We start from the raw sequence: 18,308 nt of genomic DNA on the forward strand, positions 1-18,308 counted from the left end.
GAAATCGAGCATGAACTTCAGACAATCATCGATGGTCCGCCACTGGCCGACCTATCTGGTACTGGCGATCCTCTCTGCGATTGTGCTGTTCCCGCTGGTGATTACCGTTTCACAATCCCTGATGACCAACCAGGAAGTCAATCGCTGGCCTCCGCGCATCATTCCCACCCAACCGACGCTTGAGAGCTATAATCTCGTTCTCACCCAGCAGGATGTCCGTCTGGATTTGTGGCTGCGCAACAGCTTGTTCGCCGCTTCGGGCTACACCATCGCCGTGCTGATCGTCTGTACGCCCGCGGCCTATGCCTTCGCCCGCCTGCGCTTCCCTGGCAATCGCTTACTGTTTGGCATCTTGCTGGTGACGATCATGATCCCCGGGCAAGTCACGCTCATTCTCAATTACCTGTTGATGCGTGATTTGAAATGGCTGGACACCTTCTACGCGCTTATCTTACCGGGCGCGGCCAACGTTTTCGGCGTTTTCCTGCTCCGCCAGTTCTTCATGCAAATCCCAGCGGAATTGGAAGAGGCGGCGGTGCTCGACGGCGCGGGTTATTTCGGACGTTTCCGCCACGTGATCATCCCGTTGTCGACCAATGCGCTCACGGCGCTGGCGATTTTCGTCTTCCTCGGACACTATAACGACCTGTTCTGGCCGATCATCGTGACCAGCAGCTTGGAAACCCGTACGCTGCCTGTTGGTCTGTCGATCATTCAGTCGTCATATGCCGGTCAGTACCGCCCCATGATCCTCGCGGGTGTGGTGCTCTCGACTACGCCCATTCTGATTGTGTACGCGCTGTTCCAGCGCCGCATTATTCAGGGCGTCACGCTCACAGGTATGGGTGGCCGCTGATGCCAGTGTCACCCCTCCTCCGGCGCATCGGACTGCTCAGCGCCATTCTCACCTGCCTGCTCCTGTCTGTTAGTCTGGTGGGCGGGCAGTCCGATGAACCGGGGACGTTCCTCAATCCGCTGAACGCGAACGGCGGCGCGGATCCGTGGTTGACCTACTACGAAGGAAATTACTACCTCGCGACAACCACGTGGTCGTCGACGTGGTACATGCGCCGTTCGCCGACGCTCGCTGGCCTCAAAACCGCCGAAGCGGTCGAAATCTATCACGAAACCGATCCGTCGCGCTGCTGCAACTTCTGGGCGCCGGAGTTTCACCTGCTGACCGGCCCGGACGGCGAACAGCACTGGTATTTCTATTACACAGCGGGCGTCGCGGGTACCTATGGCCTTCAGCGCACCCATGTGCTCGAAAGCGCCGGCACGGATCCGCTCGGCCCGTACACGTATAAAGGGCGCGTCTGGTATGCGGCCAACGATATCTGGATGATTGACGGCAGCGTGCTCGAACTCAACGGCGCGGTCTACTTTCTGTATTCGTCGTGGGTTGGCCCCTTGCAAAGCCTCTTCATCGCCCCGATGACCAATCCGTGGACGTTGAGCAGTCCGGGAACGCGCATCGCCTCGCCGACCTACCCGTGGGAACAGTTGAACGGCAATGTCAACGAAGGCCCCGTCGCGCTCTACCACGACGACGATGTCTTCATCGTCTATTCGGCCAGCTCGTGCAATGCGCCGAATTATCAACTGGGCATGCTGACGTACACCGGCGGCGATCCGCTGGACGAAGCATCATGGGTGAAAAGCCCTGAGCCGATCTTCGTGCGCAACGACGCGGCGGGCGTGTATGCCCCCGGTCATAACGGTTTCTTCCGCTCGCCGGATGGTACAGAGGATTGGATCGTCTACCACGCCAACGATTCGACCGCGTACGGCTGCGATGGCACCCGTACTACCCGCGTCCAGCCGATCACGTGGAACGAAGATGGGACGCCCAATCTCGGCGAACCGCTGGCGCTCGACACACCGATCCCCCTCCCCTCGGGTGATACAGGCGAGGATGTCGCGCTGCCCCCAATCGATGTTGTACGTCTTCAGGCCACTGCGCTCGACAGCGCCTACCTGCGGCATTCGGCGTTCACACTGCAGCAGGATTTTAACCCGACGCCCGTCGCGGACTCGATGTTCATGCTGGTTCCCGGTTTGGCTGCCGAAGATGCGACGTGGATTCTCCACGCGGGTTTTTCTGACCCTGAGGCAAGTTCGTTCGAATCATTCAGTCAGCCGGGCAAATACATCGGGCAGTTGTTCGGGGTGCTGGCACTGACGCCGATCACCGAGAGCAGCAATCAACGCGCGCGGGAAGATGCGACCTTCCGTCTCATCCGCTAAACACAATCTTTGACGAAAATCATGCAGGGCGCAGATGACTGCGCCCTGTTCGTTTCAATCGGCATGCAGGGGTCAGGCTGGCCCCTGCCCTTCAATGTGCGGCCAACCCTCGGCATCCCACACCAGCGGATCGATGCGCAGCACGGGCTGCCCAGTCCGGCGGTACGCATAGGCATGGTAGACAATGTAGTCGGTGCCGTTCTCATCTTGCAGCACCGCGCAGTGACCGGGGCCACGATACTCTTCAGAGGGGAACGTAACCTGTGTGCCGCCGCTCTCCATCATGGGCACGCCGTCGGCATCGACATACGGTCCGGTGATCGCTTCCGAGCGTCCCACCATCGTTCGGTACGTGCTTTGCAGCCCCTGACAGCATTGATCGAATGAGACGAACAGATAGTAGTAACCGTCACGCCAGATGATGAACGGCGCTTCCACTGCTGTCGTCGTGTTCGATCTAGAAGCGATGGAATACAGCGTTTCGTCTTCCGTCGACAGTTTCCCGGTCGCGTAATCGATGCGGCGCATTTTGATGCCTGACCAGTAACTGCCAAACGCCAACCACGGCACGCCTTCCTGATCGATCACGAGGTTCGGGTCAATGCAGTTATAGTTGAACCCGGTCTGCGATTCGATCACCAGACCTTCGTCCACCCACTGGTAGTCTTCGCGCGCGTTGTTCAGGGTGATGTTCGTCGCCAAACCAATCACTGAACGATTGCTGCCAAACGTCGAGACCGCATAGTAAAGATGATATTTGCCGTTGTAGTAAGAAATATCTGGGGCCCAAATTGCCTGCTGATTGGGGATGGCCGCTTCGATCCAATCCGGCATATTCGTGAATACCGACTGCGGGAAAGGCCGCGTCCAATCGACCAGATTGGTCGACTTGCGGTAGGGGATGCCATTACCCGTATAGAAGAGATAGTAGGCGTCTTCGCCGCGAATGACGACCGGATCATGGACATACCCGATGCTGCCCGTGACTTCAAACGGCGACGTTGGCGGCACTTCCGGAGTCACCTCTTGCCCCAACACAATTTGCGGAAGTGTCAGCCCTGCGCCTAAAATTGCCCCCATCTGCACAAATTGACGGCGGCTGAGTAATTTACTCATTGATAGTAACCTTTTCTTTCGACTGAAATCGAATACAGTTAATCGTATGCATTTATTTTACGCATTGAATACTGAATCAACAAACTTCAGTTTCACCACACGACGAAGGAGATTGCGATGAAGTACCAACCTCTCGGGCAAACAGATTTGCAGGTCAGTTCACTGTGCCTCGGCGCCATGTACTTTGGCACCAAAAACGATCAGGCATCGTCTTTCCGCTTGCTGGATCAATATGTGGCGGCAGGCGGTAACTTCATCGACACGGCCAACATCTACGCGCACTGGGTCGCTGGCGGGCGCGGCGGTGAAAGCGAAGTCCTGCTCGGCGAATGGCTGCGCCAGCGCGGCAACCGCGACCGGGTTCTGATCGCCAGCAAGGTCGGCTTCAACTACGGCGACGTGCCTAAACGCCTGCACGCCGCCGACATCACCACCGAGTGCGATAAAACCCTCAAGCGCCTCGGCACGGATGTGATCGATCTGTACTACGCGCACGTCGACGACCGCACCACCCCGCTCGAAGAAACGCTCGAAGCGTTCAATCAGTTGGTGCAGGCGGGCAAAGTCCGCTACATCGGCGGCAGCAACTATCTCGCGTGGCGTTTGGAACAGGCCAAATGGATCAGCGAAACGCACGGGTGGGCGCAGTACTGCTGCGTTCAGCAGCATTACACCTATCTGCGTCTGCGTCCCGGTACCAACGTCAGCCCGCAGATCATGGTGAACGATGACCTGCTCGACTACATCGCCGAACGCGGCATCACCCTACTGGCTTACAGTGTGCTGCAGTCCGGCGCGTATACCCGCGCGGATCGCGCCCTGCGCTCCGAATTCAGCATGCCGGACAATGAGCGCCGCCTCGAAGCCTTACGTGCCGTCGCCGCGGAAACGGGTGCCAGCGTCAATCAGGTGATCCTCGCGTGGATGCTCCAGCGCCAGGTCATCCCGTTGATCGCCGCCAGCACCGAAGAACAGCTCGCGGAAAACCTCGATGCGCTGCACGTCAACCTGAGCGCCGAACAGATGGATCGCCTGAACCGCGCCGGAACGGAATAAGGTTTGCATCGCGGTTGGGGCAAGGTGCTTCAGTAAGTGCATCGAATAGCGTGAATACGTGTGCTAGGTCAACTTTGGAATTTGCGGACGCGAAAAATCGCACCCCTACAAGAAAGTGGTCCGGGGGTAGGGACGCACCTTGCGTCCGCGGCTCCAAAAACGACTTCACGCTATTCTACGTAGCGATCGGTGCGCCTTGCCCCAGTCCTCTTTACGCGCCAAACTGGCAAAATCGGGTACAACTAGAACGTTGTCGATCACAGAGTAGGGTCATGCATGGCAGGTAACCAAGAGATTTTCCCGGTCGTCATCATCGGCGGCGGGTTGGCGGGGTTGACGGCCGCGCTGCACCTCGCCGAGCGCGGCCTTACGCCGCTTGTGCTCGAAGCGGATCAGTTGTGGGCCGGTGGACGACTGGCGGGGGGCGATCCCGAAACGTTCGAATATGGCGGTCAGACTTGGGCGTTCCCCACGGAACACGGCATGCACGCGCTGTGGGGCGGCTACGTCAACATGCGCGCCACGCTCGACCGCTTTCTCGACATCGAACTCGTGCCCTCCCCCGGCGAAATGTGGATCAACCGTTGGGGGCGCGCCGTGCGCCGCGTTGAAGCCGGGACGGCGGTGCGGTCGCGCTGGCTGCCCGCGCCCTTTCACTACCTGCAGCTGCTCTTCCGACCGCGCTTCTGGTCGACCATCACGCCGCTCGACTTTCTGTCACTGCCCGGTTTCCTCGTCAGTGTGCTGCTGACCGTGGGCTTTGACCCGCTGCGCGAGCGCCGCCCACTCGATGGACTGCTCATGAGCGAATACTTCCGCGGTTGGACGCCCAACCTCAAGGCGACCTTCGTCGGCCTCGGCAAGAATCTGCTCGCCGCCCCCGCCGAAGAGATTTCGCTGACGGGGTTCATCGCCGCGCTCCGCTTTTTCACCATGCTCAACCGCGAAACATGGCATCCGTACTTTCTGCCCGCCGATGCGAACACAGCGCTGATCGCCCCGATGATCGCCAAGCTGGAAGAACTCGGCGGCGGCATTTTCTACGGCGCGACCGCTAAAAGCTTGATCCGCACGGAATCGGGCTGGCGTATCCGCATCGAAGACGCGAAGCGCGGGCCGCGCACTGCCGAAGCCGAACACGTGATCCTCGCGCTTGACCCGCCCGCCGCCGCCGATCTGCTCGGCGCATCGCCCAACACCGCGCCGACCGCGTCGAAGCTCCGCATTCCCGGCGGCATTCACACCTCCACGGTGCGTCTGTGGTTCACCAAGACGCCGAAAGACGCCGTCGTCAGCGGTATGTTCACCGGCGACTTCGCCTTTGACAATTACTTCTGGCTGGATCAAATGCAGACACCATTCCGCGCGTGGCATGCGGCGACGGGGGGCAGCACCATCGAAATGCACCTGTACGCGACCAGCAAGGACAACGATCAGCCGGACAATCTGCTGATTTTGCAGGGCGTCAACGAAGTGGTACGCGCTTTCCCCGAACTGCGGGGCGCGTTCGTCCATGGCGCGGTGCGCCGCAACAGCAAAACGCAGACGATTTTCCGCGTGCCGACCGACGACTGTCTCGGGGTGCGCACGCCCTTCCCGGATGTCTACGCCTGTGGGGACTGGATCGACTGGGAAACGCCGTCGCTGTGGATGGAACGCTCCTGCACGACCGCGATTGCCGCGGCGAATCAGGTTCTCGCTGCACGCAATTGCGAACCCTATCCCCTGCTCGATCCGCCGCCACCGGGGATCGTCGCGCGGGGTCTCGGCCAGATCGTCTATGGCGGACGCAGGGTATTCGGCGTCCCGCTGCGCCTGCTCCGACGACGGGGAAAACGCGACTCGTAGGCACGAGGTACACGCGCTTTTTCGGACGACGTTGGATCCGCTAGACTCACCGCGCGGTGTAGTGTTCGCCCCGCTGATCGACCCCGCTGACCTCCATGCGCCCGGTATACGCGAACGCGGTCACGCTGAACTCCAGCGACTGGTGCGCCGCCAAAATTAACTGGCGTCCGGCAGCGGCGGCCTGCGCGAGGTTGACCGGATACCCTGTCCACGGTTCCACGGCAAGGTGATAATGATCGCGCCACCCGCCGTAACACATCCACAGCCACAACGCCTTGAACACGTTCGTCGGGTAGACGAACGCCAACCCTACCTGACTCGCCGTGTCGGTCAGCGCAAACCATCCAGCGGTGGTCTCGGTCGCGTAGTGGCCAGCGTATGCCTGCCTATCGGACGCTGGGATCGTACGCATATCGACCGCGCCTGAGTTAGTCGGCAAGTGCGGCCACTCGTACACCTGCCCCACCTGCCCGAACCGCTCAGCGGAGGCCAATTCGACCAGCATCCGCGCTGGCGGCAGGTCAAGGCGGTGCGTCGGGCTGATGGCGAACATGGGATGCAGCCCGAACAACAGATCAACGGGCTGCGGCGCGAGATTGGTCAAACGGTAGCGGACGCGCAGTTCCGGTTGGTGGGCATCAAGGCTCAGCCAACGCTCAAGGCGCACGGGCGTGATCGGCGCGCTGACCGCCGTGAACAGACAGGGCTGACCATCCGCCGTCGCCATGACCTGCCAGTCCCACGCCAGACCCCACACCTCGCCATGATCGGGGATCGCCTCGCCCTTGTACATGCAGGCATCGACGGTTGGCAGCAAGTCATCCCAGCCGCCGACCAGATTGTCGTCAAACGACGTCCCAAAGGGCGTTAGCCGCGGATGCATCCGCGGGTTATGCCACAGAAATTCGGTGTCGCTTGGCTTATGGACGAGACTGTAAATGCGTCCGCCGGTTTCCGGCAGCACGACGACGCGCAGCAATCGATTTTCGAGCACGACGGCGCGGACGCCGTGATAGTGCCAATGGGCATCAATCGTCGCGGCCATCTGACCTCACAGCGCGGGCGTCTTGTAGAGCGTTTGACCGTTCACGACAATCTCCGCATCGACCAGGTAGTTTCGGAGCGCCGCCACGTCCGGCGCGATTCCGAGACCGGGTTGGTCGGGCGTCTGAATATCGCCGTTCGCATCCGGCAGCAGGTGCTCGGACGTCAAATCATAAGCCAGCGACTTGAGTTCAACCGGATACTCGCACAGGTGATGTTCACGCACTCCGGCATACGGCTGCAGCGACGCGCTCAAAGCCAGATGCGACGTAAACGTGTGGTTGATGTAGCGCGCGCCGCGCTGAACGGCGTAGTCCGTCACGCGCTTGGCGACGGTGATGCCGCCGATGCGCCCCGTGTCGATTTGCACGTAGCCCACGCCCGCATAATCGATCATGTGGCGCGCCATGTGTTCGTTATGCGCGCCTTCACCGCCCGCAATATAGATCGGTGCGCTGAGCGTGGCGAGCGCCTTATAAACATGCAATGCCCCGGTGTGGAACGGCTCTTCCAGCCAGTAGACATTGGCTTCCCGCAGCGCCGCGAGCCGCGCCTCACCTAACGCGAGATCGTCCGCCCAGACCGTCCCCGCATCGACGCACAGCAGTCCGTCCGCGCCAAGGCCCTCCCGCGCCGCCAACACTTGATCGCGGTCGGCTTCCGGCGTCGTTTTGCCGTATGGCCCCCACCCCAGTTTCACGACGCGAAAACCCCGTTCACGGGTCGCGCGCACCTTGTCGCAGGTCTCCTGTGGCGTATCGCCGAACAACATGGACGCATACGGCGTTTTCGGGTACGCCCGCTCATAGCCGAGCAGCTTCCAGACGGGCTCTTGGTAGCGATGACCGAGTAGATCCCAGAGCGCGATATCGATGCCAGAGAGCGCGTGATCAGCTTGCAGCAAGTCCATGCTGTTTTGATGCACGTCGGCGTGAATCCGCGCGATATCTGCGGGCGAGTCGAGCGACGCGCCGAGCACAGACGCCAGCACGGGCTTGCACGCGCTGTGCGACATCGGGCAGATCATCGCCGCGATGGTGACGAGCGGCGCGGCTTCGCATTCACCCCACCCGACATAGCCCCCCGCGGCGACGCGTACAAGCAGCGCGTCCTGACTGCCGTCGCCAATATCTTCAACTTGCGGCATGGAAAGGTAAAAAAAGTCGACCGCTTCTATTTTCATCCAAACGTCTCACTAAAAAGTAATCGTCAACCCGCCATCTACGGTGATGACTTGCCCGGTAATGTACGTCGCATCTGGCCCCGCAAGGAAATACGCCACGCCCGCGATCTCTTCCGGCTGACCGGCGCGTTTCAAGGGGAGGTGATGCCCGTCGACATAGTTCTGGCGGAACCATTCGCTGTCGAGTTCGTTCTCGCCGTCCGCTTTGATGCTCATCGGCGTGCTGATGAAGCCCGGCGCCAGCGCGTTGACCAGAATATTACGCGGCGCCAGCTCCAGCGCCAAACCGCGGCAGTACTGGTTGATCGCCGCCTTGGCCATCGCATACGCCGACGAGCCATTTTCGGCGCGTTCGCCATGAATGGACGTGATGTGGATGATGCGCCCGCCGTTCGGCATGAGGCGTACCGCCAGACGCGTGACATAGACCGCGCCGTTGAACATCAGATCGAACGGTCTGCGCCATTCATCCAGCGGCGCGTTGATCACATCCGCGCCCATCGACACTCCCGCGCTGTTGACCAGCGCATCCACGCTCCCCCATTCGGCGCGCAGCAGCGTGTGCAACTTTTCGATGGTCGCCGGGTCATCATACGATCCGGCACAGACCAGATGCTGCCCCGCCGCGAGTTCCGCGCGCAGATCGTTCAGGAGCGCTTCGCGCCGCGCCATCACGCACACATCCCAGCCTTCTCGGGCAAAGCGGACAGCCGTCGCCCGGCCTATGCCGGATGAGGCCCCGGTGACAATAACCCGCTTGCGTTGGTGCATAGTGACCAAGCCTTTGATTTGACAAATCCAATGATGGTCTATACACTAACTCATACTGTCACTTGTCGCAAGCCACAGGACAAAACTCGTGCCCAAAGATTTGGTCACCGCCGAGGAAATCCAGCAAGCGATCATCAACCGGATTATGAGTCGCCAGTACGAATCGGGCGACCGCTTGCCATCCGTGCGTGATCTCGCCGAAGAACTGGGCTCCAACCGCAACACGGTCAACAAGGCGTACCAGATGCTGGCCGACATCGGCGTGATTGCCAGCCTGCCCGGTGGGCGCAAGGGCTTCCTCGTCAAAGAGATCGCGGAGACGCAGCCGCAAGGCGAATTCAGCGCGTATTTCTACCAGCAGGCGGTCAAGTTGGTCTGGCAGGCGCTCGCCGCCGGGTTGACTGCGGAAGACACGCTGGAACATCTGACCAATGCCGTCGCCGATGTGTTTGAACTGGGCAGCGTCCGCATCGCCTTCTACGAGTGCAACGCGCACGACAGCACGGAAATGGGCCATTATCTCAGCCGCACGCTCGACATGGACGTGCACTGCGGCGTACTCGACGAACTCAACGCCGACCCGGCGGGGATCGCCGAGGACTACGATCTCATCGTGACGACCTTCCACCATCTCGCGGAAGTAGTGGAACAGGTGGGGCGCGGGCGCGACCACGTGGTGGGCATCGACACGCGCATCACGCCGGAAACCATGCTCAAAATTGCGCGGTTGCCCAAACCGAATATGGGCATCGTCGCCACGCTGCAAACCACCACCCACATGCTCAAACATATGCTGTACAGCTATTACCCGGACCGCAGCATTCAAGCGGTCACGATTACCGATCTCGACGCCGTTGTCGCCGCAGCGCGCACCTGTGATCATCTGGTCGTCACGCACACCTGCGCCGACCAAGTCACGCAGTTGACCGGGCGGACACCGGATGTCGTGGTCAATTTTCAGATCGACGAGCAGTCGATCCAGTTCGTGAGCCGCCGCGTCCACGAGATTCAGACGCATAAAACTGCGGCCTTGCACCCGGCTACATAGGTTTGAGGGGGGTACATCCGCCCGTAGAACCGAGCAGCAAATTAAGTGGGATTCTGTATTGGGAGTAAATTATGTTCAAAAATCGTGTTCGCATTCACATACTGTTGTTGTGCAGTCTGCTAGTGGTTGCAGTCGGCATCGCACCCGTCGCCGCGCAGGAACCCGTGCACGTCGTGTTTTGGGACAACCTGTTCGCCATTGTCGAAGATGGGCCTCGGGAAGAGCAGTTCATCCTGCGCGCCATTGATATGTTCCAGGAAGAATATCCGAACATCATCATTGACCGTGTGCATCAAGCCCCCGATCTCGGCACGTTTGATCAGCTCCTGCGCGCTGCCAGCATTGCCGGCAACGGCCCCGATGTTTTCAATCAGTTCGCGGGCGGCAGCCTGATCAGCTTCTCGCCGTTCATCGAGCCAATGGACAGCTACTTCACGGAAGAAGAAATCGCGCAGATCGTCGGGTGGGACTCCGTCCACGACAACTTTGACCCGAGCGCCCCACTGCTCGGCGTGCCGTACGGCGCGGGTTCGTACTTCGCCATCTACTACAACAAGGAAAAGATGGCTGAAGGTGGCGTCGATATGGACAACTTCGTACCCCCGGCCACGTGGGAAGAACTGATCGCCCTCGCGCAGGGCATCAAAGATAACGGTGTGCTGCCCTTCGCTATCGGCGAACAGGAAGGTTACACGGGCGCGTGGGTCATGGCGACGCTGGTGGGCGGTCTCGCTGGTCCGCAGGTGTTCTTCGACATGCGGTCACGCGAAGTGCCGATCAATTCCCCCGAATGGATCACCGCGTACAATGCCTATCGTCAGATGTACGATCTCGGCCTGACCAACGTTGATGCCGGTTCCACGCCAAGCGGCGAAGGCCAGCTCATGTTCACGCAGGGCGAATCCGCCATGTGGATTCAGGGCGGTTGGGCGAACAAAGATCTCGTCAACATCTTCGGTGATAACGTCGGTCTGTTCCCCATCCCGACGCTGGAAGCCTCGGTTTACCCCGGCGGCATCGCGGGTGGCCCGAACATCGCCCTCGCCGTCTCCAACTACTCGCAGCACAAGGAAGAAGCGGTCACCTTCATCAAGTTCCTGCTGCGCCCCGACGTCCTCGACCTGTATGTCGCGCTGAACCAGACGGAACCGTCGAATCACCTGCAGGCTGATCCGAACGTCATTCAGAACCCGCTGCTGCAGGAACAGGCGCGTCTGCTGCTCGATGGCCGCACCATCTATCCGTTCGACAACATCATGCCGGGCGAAATCAACAACATGTTCTATCGCCTGAACGCCGCCGTGTTCATCGGTCAGATGACGCCGGAAGATGCCGCGAACGAACTGCAAGCCGCCTACGAAGCCATGCCGTAGCGCATAAAGGTCACTGGTTTTGTAGGGGCAAGGCAAGTAATAGCGTGATCAGTTCAACCTCACCCCTAAGTCCCCTCTCCCAAGGGCGAGGGGACTTGAAAAGCACCGCCTATCTCCCCTCTCCTCTAGGAGAGGGATAGGGGTGAGGTTGAAAACCGAGACTTCACGCTGTCCTACGGAACTGACAGAAGCCCTTGCCCTTACGTTACAGTATCTGACACCCGTATATCCCGAATAAACAGGCCACTCCTTTTGGGAAAAGAGTCTTTCGTATGAATAAGCTGGCAAAAGCTGAACAGCGTTTCGCTTATATCGCCATTTTGCCCGCCATCCTCCTGATCGGCGTGCTGCTGCTGTACCCCATCGGCTATGCGATCTTTGTGAGCTTCAACCGGACGGCAAACGGTATCAACTTCACGTGGATTGGGCTGGACAACTACGTGCGTCTGCTCAACTCGCCCATTCTTTGGCGCGTACTCGGCAACAACTTCGTCTTTTTGACGGCGGTGCCGCTGGTATTGTTTTTCTCGCTGGTGTGCGCGGCATTGATCTACGAGGAAGTCTGGGGCTGGCGCTTCTTCCGCGTCGTGTTCTTTATGCCCTCGGTGATCTCCACGGTCGTCATTGGTACGCTCTTCCGCCGCCTGTTCGACTACAGCGGGCCGATCAACCAGATTCTCATCGGTCTCGGCAATGAACCCATCGACTGGTTAGCGCGCGGCAGCACATCCATGATCGTCATCATTCTCGTGCTCGTGTGGAGCGGATTCGGCTACGGAATGCTCGTCTTGCTCTCCGCCATGACCGCCATCGACCCGACGATCTTCGAATCGGCGCGTTTGGACGGCGCGAACTGGTGGCAGCGTCTGCGCTTCATCACCATCCCGCTCATCGCCAAAGTGATCGCCTTCCTCACCGTCATCAACGTGATCTACACCTTCCTGTCGCTGTTCGGCCTGATCTATGTGCTGACCAACGGCGGCCCCGGCTACGAAACCACCACTCTCGACTATTTCATCTACCAGAAGGCGTTCAGCGGCTTCGACTTCGGTCAGGCGGCGGCGCTTGCGCTGATGCTCGCGGTCATCACGCTCATTCTCACGGTGATTCAACTGCGCGTCGCCCGCTTTGATGAGGAGACCAACTAGTAATGGCCACTCAATCTCGCCCGCTGCCCAGTTCGGCCTACGCCTCTGGCGACCGGGACAAACTCCGCCATACGCTGCTGGTGAAAGTTCCGGTCTTCCTGCTGCTGTGCCTCGTCGCGGCCAGCACCTTGCTGCCTCTGTTTTACATGACGATGACGGCCATGAAGGAGCGCACCGAGTACTTCACCAACCCGTACGGTCTACCGCAGGGTTTACACCTCGACAACATTCGCATCATGATCGAGACCTACGGTTTCCTGCGGAGTTTCGGCAACTCGGTGTTCATCGTCGGGTCGGCCCTGCTCCTGTCGCTGTTCCTCGGCAGTCTCTCGGCTTTTGCCGTCGCCAAGCTGCGCTTTCGCGGCAAGCGCGTCTTCTTCTTGATGCTGATCTCGCTGCAACTGATCCCTGGCCAGGTGCTGCTCATCCCGATCTACCTGCTGTTCTCCCGCCTGCAAATGATCAACAACTACCTGTCGGTCATTCTGATGTACGCGGTCGGCAGCCTGCCGTTCAGCATTTTCTTCCTAAGCGCTAGCTTTCGCAGCATCCCCGACGAACTGATCGAAGCGGCCAAAATCGATGGCGCGACGCTGCTGCAGGTGTATCGCAAGATCATCCTTCCCATCGGCAGCCCCTCGATCTTGACACTCGGCATTTTGAATTTCCTCAGCATGTGGAACGAGCTGATCCTCGCGCTGCTGCTGCTGCCTGACGAAAACAAGCGCACGATCACGACCTCGGTGGCGATGGTCGTCGGGCGCTTCATCACCAACGAACCGCTGCTGCAGACTGGGCTGCTCATGTCGTCACTGCCGACCATCGTCGTACTGATTATCTTCTCGAAGTATCTGGTGAAGGGCATTTCTGCCGGCATCGGCAAGTAACACGGAGCCTCCAAGCACATGACCATTGCACTCTCAACCGCCGCGCTCGATTTCAGCCTGCGCCGCGATCAGCATCTCGCCTACGCCAGCTACGCGGGCGCAGGTTATTCGTGGCTGCGCGCGAACGGCGACGGCGCACTGTTTGCCGTAACCATTGACGGTCAGCGCCATACCAGCGCCACACTGGATCTATCCGCCGTAGACTTCGATTATGCGACCGCGGGCGTGCAGCACCTGATTGCGCGCTTCACAGGCAGCGGTTTCGAAGTCGATCATCACCTCAAGGTCTACGCGGACACCGCGCTGACCGAGTCGTGGCAGGTGGTGCGCTGCACGGGCGAGCAAGCGATCACCGTCACGCGCATCGACTCGTTCGCGCTGGACATCCCCGCGGGCGCATATGCCCTCCACTACTACACATCAGATTGGGGTGCCGAATTCACCTCGGTCTATACGCCGCTCGACAGCGCTAAAGTCGTTGAAACCAAGCTCGGACGTTCCTCGAAAGGCATGCATCCGTGGTTCGCGCTCACCCACGTGAGCGGGGCGGTGTTGTCGGGTTCCGTCGCGTGGTCGGGCAACTGGGTATTCCGCTTCGATCCCATTCACGGCGGCGGTTACCAGCTCAGCGGCGGCCTGCACGACTGGGAATTCGCCAAAACGCTCGCCCCCGGCGCGTCGATGGAATCGCCCATTGTAATTCTCGTACTTGGCAAAGACCTCAACGCTGTGTCGCAGCAGTATGCGCGCGTGGGGCGGCGCCACTGGTACCCGCGCACATCGCTCTCGGCCAAAGTCCCGGTCGAATGGAATCACTGGTGGTCATACGAAGACGATCACATCAGCGCTGAGATTTTCCACGAAAACATCGCCATTTCGGAGCGCATGGGCGTCGAAATCTGCATGCTCGACGCAGGCTGGTTCGGCCCCAGCGACCCGGCCTCGTTCTGGTACGACTACCGCGGTGACTGGGATGTGGTCAACACCGTGCGCTTCCCGCAGGGAATGCGACCGCTGGCCGACGACGCCCATGCCCGCGGCATGAAGTTCGGCATGTGGTGCGAAATCGAAGCGTTGGGCGTCAAAGCGCAGTTGGCCGAAAAGCGTCCCGAATTGGTCGCGCTGCGCGATGGTGAACGCCTCGGTTATGTGTGCTTTGGCAGTCCGGAAGGCGAAGACTTCGGCTACCAGACGCTCAAGCGCCTGATCACCGAGTATGACCTCGACTGGATCAAGCTCGACTTCAACCTCGACCCCGGCGCGGGCTGCAACCGCACCGATCACGGTCACGCGGCGGGCGACGGCCTGTACGAGCATTACATGGGCTACTATCGCGTGCTGGAACGCATCCGCCGCGAATTCCCCGAAGTTGTGCTGGAAGGCTGCTCGTCGGGTGGGCTGCGCATCGACCTTGGCCTGCTGCGCCGCATCGACATGCACTTCCTCAGCGACCCCGACTACCCCGTCCACGATTTGCAGTTATTCTGGGGCGCAACGACGCATGTCGCGCCGGATGCCTGCCTGCACTGGAGCTTCGGCGAATGGATCAACAAAGATCCGATCCCGCCGCAAATCTTCAATCCGCGTGATCCCAAGCTCAAGCCGCACCAGTTCGACTACTACACGCGCATTTCGATGCTGAACGTGTTCGGCTACTCGCAGAAGCTGCCGGAACTGCCCGCGTGGGTCGATGCCCGTATGACCACGCACGTGCAGGTCTTCAAAAATCATGTGCGCCGCTTCGTCAAAGAGGCCGATCTGTATCGGCTGACGGGACAACCGACCCGTGAAGGTGGCGGCGACCGTTGGAGCGCCTTCCAGTATCGCCTGCCCGACGCGAGCGACAATCTGCTGTTCGTGTTCCGCCTGCCGGGGGCGAGCGCAGCGCGCAGCATCAAACTGCAAGACTTGCAGCCCAACCGCACGTATCGCATTGCCGGCTTTGAGGGCGAAGATCTCGGCGCGTGCTTGGGCAGCGACCTGATGCAGACGGGTTTGAACATCGACAACCTGCCCGAAGAAGGCTCGCTGCTCGTGCGGGTCACGCCGCTGTAAGGGCTGCCGATGTCTAGTCGTCCAGTCGTGCACCTGTTTTGCAACGCGCACATCGACCCGGTGTGGCTGTGGACGTGGGAAGAAGGGCTGCGGGAAGCCATTTCGACCTTCACAACCGCGGCCAACCTGCTCGATGAATTTCCGGAGTTCGTGTTCAACCACAACGAGAGCGTGCTCTACGGGTGGGTCGAAGAGTATGATCCGGTGCTGTTCGAACGCATCCGCGGGCATGTCGCCAGCGGGCGCTGGAACATCACCGGCGGCTGGTACTTGCAGCCCGATGTCAACCTGCCCGGCGGCGAAACGCTCGTGCGCGTCATCCTCGAAGGACGGCGCTACTTCGCCGAGAAATTCGGTGTGCGCCCGTCCGTCTCATACAATTTCGACACCTTCGGGCATCCGGGCAGTCTGCCGCAGTTGTTGAGCGGCGCTGACTTCAAGATGTACATCCATTACCGACCGGACACCCGCTTCCTCGACCTGCCGGGGATGTACTACCGCTGGCGCAGCGCCGATGGCAGCGAAGTCTTCGCCGTACGCCCCGACGCATGGTACTGCACGCCGTGGCCGGGCTCGCCGGAGCGCGAGACGCGGCGCGGCGTCGAGCGGGCGCGGCAAACTGGGCGCGATGTGCTGGTCATGTGGGGGTTAGGCGATCACGGCGGCGGGCCGACCCGCGCCGAACTGCTCAACTTCCGCAAGCTGCTGGCCGAATTCAAAGACGCCGATGTCGAAATCCGCCACAGCACGCCGGAAGCGTTCTACGCGGCGCACCAGCCGTACTTGCACGAGTATCCCGTGTATCAGGGTGAACTGCAGCGCACGCTGAGCGGCACGTATACCAGCGTCGCGCCGATCAAGCGGCAGATGCGCGAGGGCGAAGCCCTGCTCGCCTCGGCGGAACGCTGGGCAGCGGCGGCGTGGTGGCGCTTTGGGCGTCCCTACCCCGCCGACCAACTGCGCGAGGCGTGGAAACGGCATCTGTTCAACAGCTTTCACGATACGCTGTGCGGTTCGCTCTCGGAAGAAGCCATCGGCGGTGTCGATGACATGTTCGGCTTCGCGCATGATGTCGCCCGCCGCGTGATTGTCAAAGGGCAGCATGCACTCATGCCGCACGTTGCGCCGACGCCGGAAACGATCCCCGTCTACGTGGGCAACCCGCACGGAACATCCATTCGCACTGCGGTCGGACTCAACTTTTTGAGCGATTACGCGCCCCCACCTGCCTACAAAGAGTACGCGCTCTACGACGATCAGGGCGCGTTAGTCACCTCACAGAATCGCGGCGGCGACGCGATCATCCTCGACGAGAATGCGTGGAAACCGTTCTGCGGGTTCATCGCAGACGTTCCCTCGCTGAGCATCCGCCGCTACGAAATTCGCTTTCAGCCCGCGCCAACCTTTGAGCGCCGAATCGCTGTGCAGGAGACGGATCAAGCCATCTCCGTCACTACGCCGTTCTGGACCGCGACGTTTGATCGGGCCTGTGGGCTCGTCTCGCTCATCCACAAAGCGAGCGGGAAAGACCTGCTCAACGGGGCGGTGCGCTTCATCGCTATGAAAGACCGCCCGAACGCGTGGGGCAGCGACTTCAGCGCTGTCTTCAACGAGCCATTCGCCCCGCTGGAGATTCTGTCCCCGGCGGAAGTCGGCGCGTTCGTCGGGGCGGAGTCGCGCGAAGGCCCCGGCGTGCGCGTGATCACCAACGGCGACGTGTGGGTGACGGTCGAATGCCTGAGCGGTTGGGCGCATACGCGCGCCTCGCTGCGCTTCACGCTGTACGCCGACCTGCCACACATCGACCTGAACACGACGCTGTATATGGGCGCGCGCGCCAAAATGCTCAAGCTGCAGTTCCCGTTCACCGCGTGGAACTGCCGCCCGTCCGCGGAAATCCCGTACGGCATCGCGCAGTACCCGGCGGATGCCAGCGAATACCCGTTCAGCCGCTGGGTACGGCTCGATTCGCATCATGTCAATGTCGGGGTCGCCAATAATGGATTGAATGGTTTTGACGTGAATGCGGATGGCAAGCTCAACCTGAGCGTCGCCCGCGGCGCGATTCACGGGTCGCCGCTGGAAACGGACGCCGACCCGAACAAGTCGTACACGTTCATGGATCAGGAACAGATCAACACCAAGTTCCGCATCGTCGCCGGGGAAGATCGCGCGGAAACCGCAGGGGCGCTGGTCGCCGCCGCGCAGGAACTGAATCACCCGTTGGAGAAATTCTTCGCCTACTTCGCGCCGACACCATCGACCGGAGCGGTCGCCAACCCTGCGCCACTCTTGCAAGTCTCGCCGTCGAGCGTGGTGCTCGGCGCGCTCAAAAAAGCGGAAACCGAAGACGCGTTGGTGATCCGGTTGCAGGAAACGGCAGGCACAAGCGTCACCGCGACGATTGAACTGGATGGCGCAGCGCCGTTCATTGCGGAGTTCACGCCCTACCAGATTCGCACGTTCAAAATCGCCAAGGGCAGCACGTGGCAGGCTTGCAATTTACTGGAAGAAGTGCGGTAGACATCAGCG

General features: G+C 60.5%; 14 protein-coding genes. 10 read left to right on the top strand and 4 right to left on the bottom strand.

The window, feature by feature from the left end:
• Positions 1-10: 10 nt before the first annotated feature.
• Together IPK17_RS27005 and IPK17_RS27010 are read left to right on the top strand one after the other, a co-directional pair.
• Positions 11-856, top strand: a complete 846-nt coding sequence (locus tag IPK17_RS27005; protein ID WP_343420800.1) for a carbohydrate ABC transporter permease — start codon at positions 11-13, stop codon at positions 854-856.
• The gene (locus IPK17_RS27010; RefSeq protein WP_343420801.1) at positions 856-2,247 is read left to right on the top strand and encodes a family 43 glycosylhydrolase; all 1,392 of its coding nucleotides are present in this window, start codon (positions 856-858) and stop codon (positions 2,245-2,247) included. The genes IPK17_RS27005 and IPK17_RS27010 overlap by 1 nt, the downstream gene beginning before the upstream one ends.
• A gap of 72 nt (positions 2,248-2,319) precedes the next feature.
• Here the strand turns inward: IPK17_RS27010 and IPK17_RS27015 are convergent, their stop codons facing one another.
• Entirely contained in the window at positions 2,320-3,363 is a 1,044-nt protein-coding gene (locus tag IPK17_RS27015) for an arabinan endo-1,5-alpha-L-arabinosidase (RefSeq protein WP_343420802.1), read from the bottom strand.
• Between the two features lie 117 nt (positions 3,364-3,480).
• On the opposite strand from IPK17_RS27015, the gene IPK17_RS27020 reads away from it, so the two are divergent.
• Positions 3,481-4,419, top strand: coding sequence for an aldo/keto reductase (locus tag IPK17_RS27020; protein ID WP_343420803.1), 939 nt, complete (start codon positions 3,481-3,483; stop codon positions 4,417-4,419).
• 276 nt (positions 4,420-4,695) lie between these two features.
• Positions 4,696-6,267 carry an FAD-dependent oxidoreductase gene (locus IPK17_RS27025; protein ID WP_343420804.1) on the top strand — a complete coding sequence of 524 codons (1,572 nt, stop codon included), beginning with the start codon at positions 4,696-4,698 and terminating at the stop codon, positions 6,265-6,267.
• Between the two features lie 46 nt (positions 6,268-6,313).
• Here IPK17_RS27025 and IPK17_RS27030 read toward each other — a convergent pair whose 3' ends face one another.
• The 3 genes from IPK17_RS27030 to IPK17_RS27040 are packed head-to-tail and all read right to left on the bottom strand — an operon-like array spanning position 6,314 to position 9,265.
• Positions 6,314-7,312 carry an aldose epimerase family protein gene (locus IPK17_RS27030; protein WP_343420805.1) on the bottom strand — a complete coding sequence of 333 codons (999 nt, stop codon included), beginning with the start codon at positions 7,310-7,312 and terminating at the stop codon, positions 6,314-6,316.
• A 6-nt stretch (positions 7,313-7,318) separates the two neighbouring features.
• Positions 7,319-8,494, bottom strand: coding sequence for a mandelate racemase/muconate lactonizing enzyme family protein (locus IPK17_RS27035; protein ID WP_343420806.1), 1,176 nt, complete (start codon positions 8,492-8,494; stop codon positions 7,319-7,321).
• Positions 8,495-8,506: 12 nt separating this feature from the next.
• Complete coding sequence (locus IPK17_RS27040; RefSeq protein WP_343420807.1) at positions 8,507-9,265, bottom strand: SDR family NAD(P)-dependent oxidoreductase; 759 nt, start codon at positions 9,263-9,265, stop codon at positions 8,507-8,509.
• 88 nt (positions 9,266-9,353) lie between these two features.
• On the opposite strand from IPK17_RS27040, the gene IPK17_RS27045 reads away from it, so the two are divergent.
• From IPK17_RS27045 to IPK17_RS27070, 6 genes are all read left to right on the top strand, one after another.
• On the top strand, positions 9,354-10,313 hold the full coding sequence (locus tag IPK17_RS27045; RefSeq protein ID WP_343420808.1) for a GntR family transcriptional regulator: 960 nt from the start codon (positions 9,354-9,356) through the stop codon (positions 10,311-10,313).
• Between the two features lie 71 nt (positions 10,314-10,384).
• Positions 10,385-11,686 (top strand): ABC transporter substrate-binding protein, encoded by a 1,302-nt coding sequence (locus IPK17_RS27050; protein WP_343420809.1) that lies wholly within the window; start codon positions 10,385-10,387, stop codon positions 11,684-11,686.
• Between the two features lie 272 nt (positions 11,687-11,958).
• The gene (locus IPK17_RS27055) at positions 11,959-12,834 is read left to right on the top strand and encodes a carbohydrate ABC transporter permease (protein WP_343420810.1); all 876 of its coding nucleotides are present in this window, start codon (positions 11,959-11,961) and stop codon (positions 12,832-12,834) included.
• Between the two features lie 2 nt (positions 12,835-12,836).
• Complete coding sequence (locus IPK17_RS27060; protein WP_343420811.1) at positions 12,837-13,721, top strand: carbohydrate ABC transporter permease; 885 nt, start codon at positions 12,837-12,839, stop codon at positions 13,719-13,721.
• An 18-nt stretch (positions 13,722-13,739) separates the two neighbouring features.
• Positions 13,740-15,776, top strand: a complete 2,037-nt coding sequence (locus IPK17_RS27065) for an alpha-galactosidase (protein ID WP_343420812.1) — start codon at positions 13,740-13,742, stop codon at positions 15,774-15,776.
• 9 nt (positions 15,777-15,785) lie between these two features.
• Positions 15,786-18,299 (top strand): glycoside hydrolase family 38 N-terminal domain-containing protein, encoded by a 2,514-nt coding sequence (locus tag IPK17_RS27070; protein WP_343420813.1) that lies wholly within the window; start codon positions 15,786-15,788, stop codon positions 18,297-18,299.
• Positions 18,300-18,308 lie beyond the last annotated feature (9 nt).

It is taken from the genome of Candidatus Flexifilum breve (assembly GCF_016713355.1).

Coding starts and splice junctions, on each gene's coding strand:
- IPK17_RS27070 (WP_343420813.1), top strand. CDS start 15,786: ATGTCTAGTCGTCCAGTCGTGCACCTGTTTTGCAACGCGCACATCGAC.
- IPK17_RS27035 (WP_343420806.1), bottom strand. CDS start 8,494: ATGAAAATAGAAGCGGTCGACTTTTTTTACCTTTCCATGCCGCAAGTT.
- IPK17_RS27020 (WP_343420803.1), top strand. CDS start 3,481: ATGAAGTACCAACCTCTCGGGCAAACAGATTTGCAGGTCAGTTCACTG.
- IPK17_RS27010 (WP_343420801.1), top strand. CDS start 856: ATGCCAGTGTCACCCCTCCTCCGGCGCATCGGACTGCTCAGCGCCATT.
- IPK17_RS27005 (WP_343420800.1), top strand. CDS start 11: ATGAACTTCAGACAATCATCGATGGTCCGCCACTGGCCGACCTATCTG.
- IPK17_RS27030 (WP_343420805.1), bottom strand. CDS start 7,312: ATGGCCGCGACGATTGATGCCCATTGGCACTATCACGGCGTCCGCGCC.
- IPK17_RS27050 (WP_343420809.1), top strand. CDS start 10,385: ATGTTCAAAAATCGTGTTCGCATTCACATACTGTTGTTGTGCAGTCTG.
- IPK17_RS27025 (WP_343420804.1), top strand. CDS start 4,696: ATGGCAGGTAACCAAGAGATTTTCCCGGTCGTCATCATCGGCGGCGGG.
- IPK17_RS27040 (WP_343420807.1), bottom strand. CDS start 9,265: ATGCACCAACGCAAGCGGGTTATTGTCACCGGGGCCTCATCCGGCATA.
- IPK17_RS27015 (WP_343420802.1), bottom strand. CDS start 3,363: ATGAGTAAATTACTCAGCCGCCGTCAATTTGTGCAGATGGGGGCAATT.
- IPK17_RS27065 (WP_343420812.1), top strand. CDS start 13,740: ATGACCATTGCACTCTCAACCGCCGCGCTCGATTTCAGCCTGCGCCGC.
- IPK17_RS27060 (WP_343420811.1), top strand. CDS start 12,837: ATGGCCACTCAATCTCGCCCGCTGCCCAGTTCGGCCTACGCCTCTGGC.
- IPK17_RS27055 (WP_343420810.1), top strand. CDS start 11,959: ATGAATAAGCTGGCAAAAGCTGAACAGCGTTTCGCTTATATCGCCATT.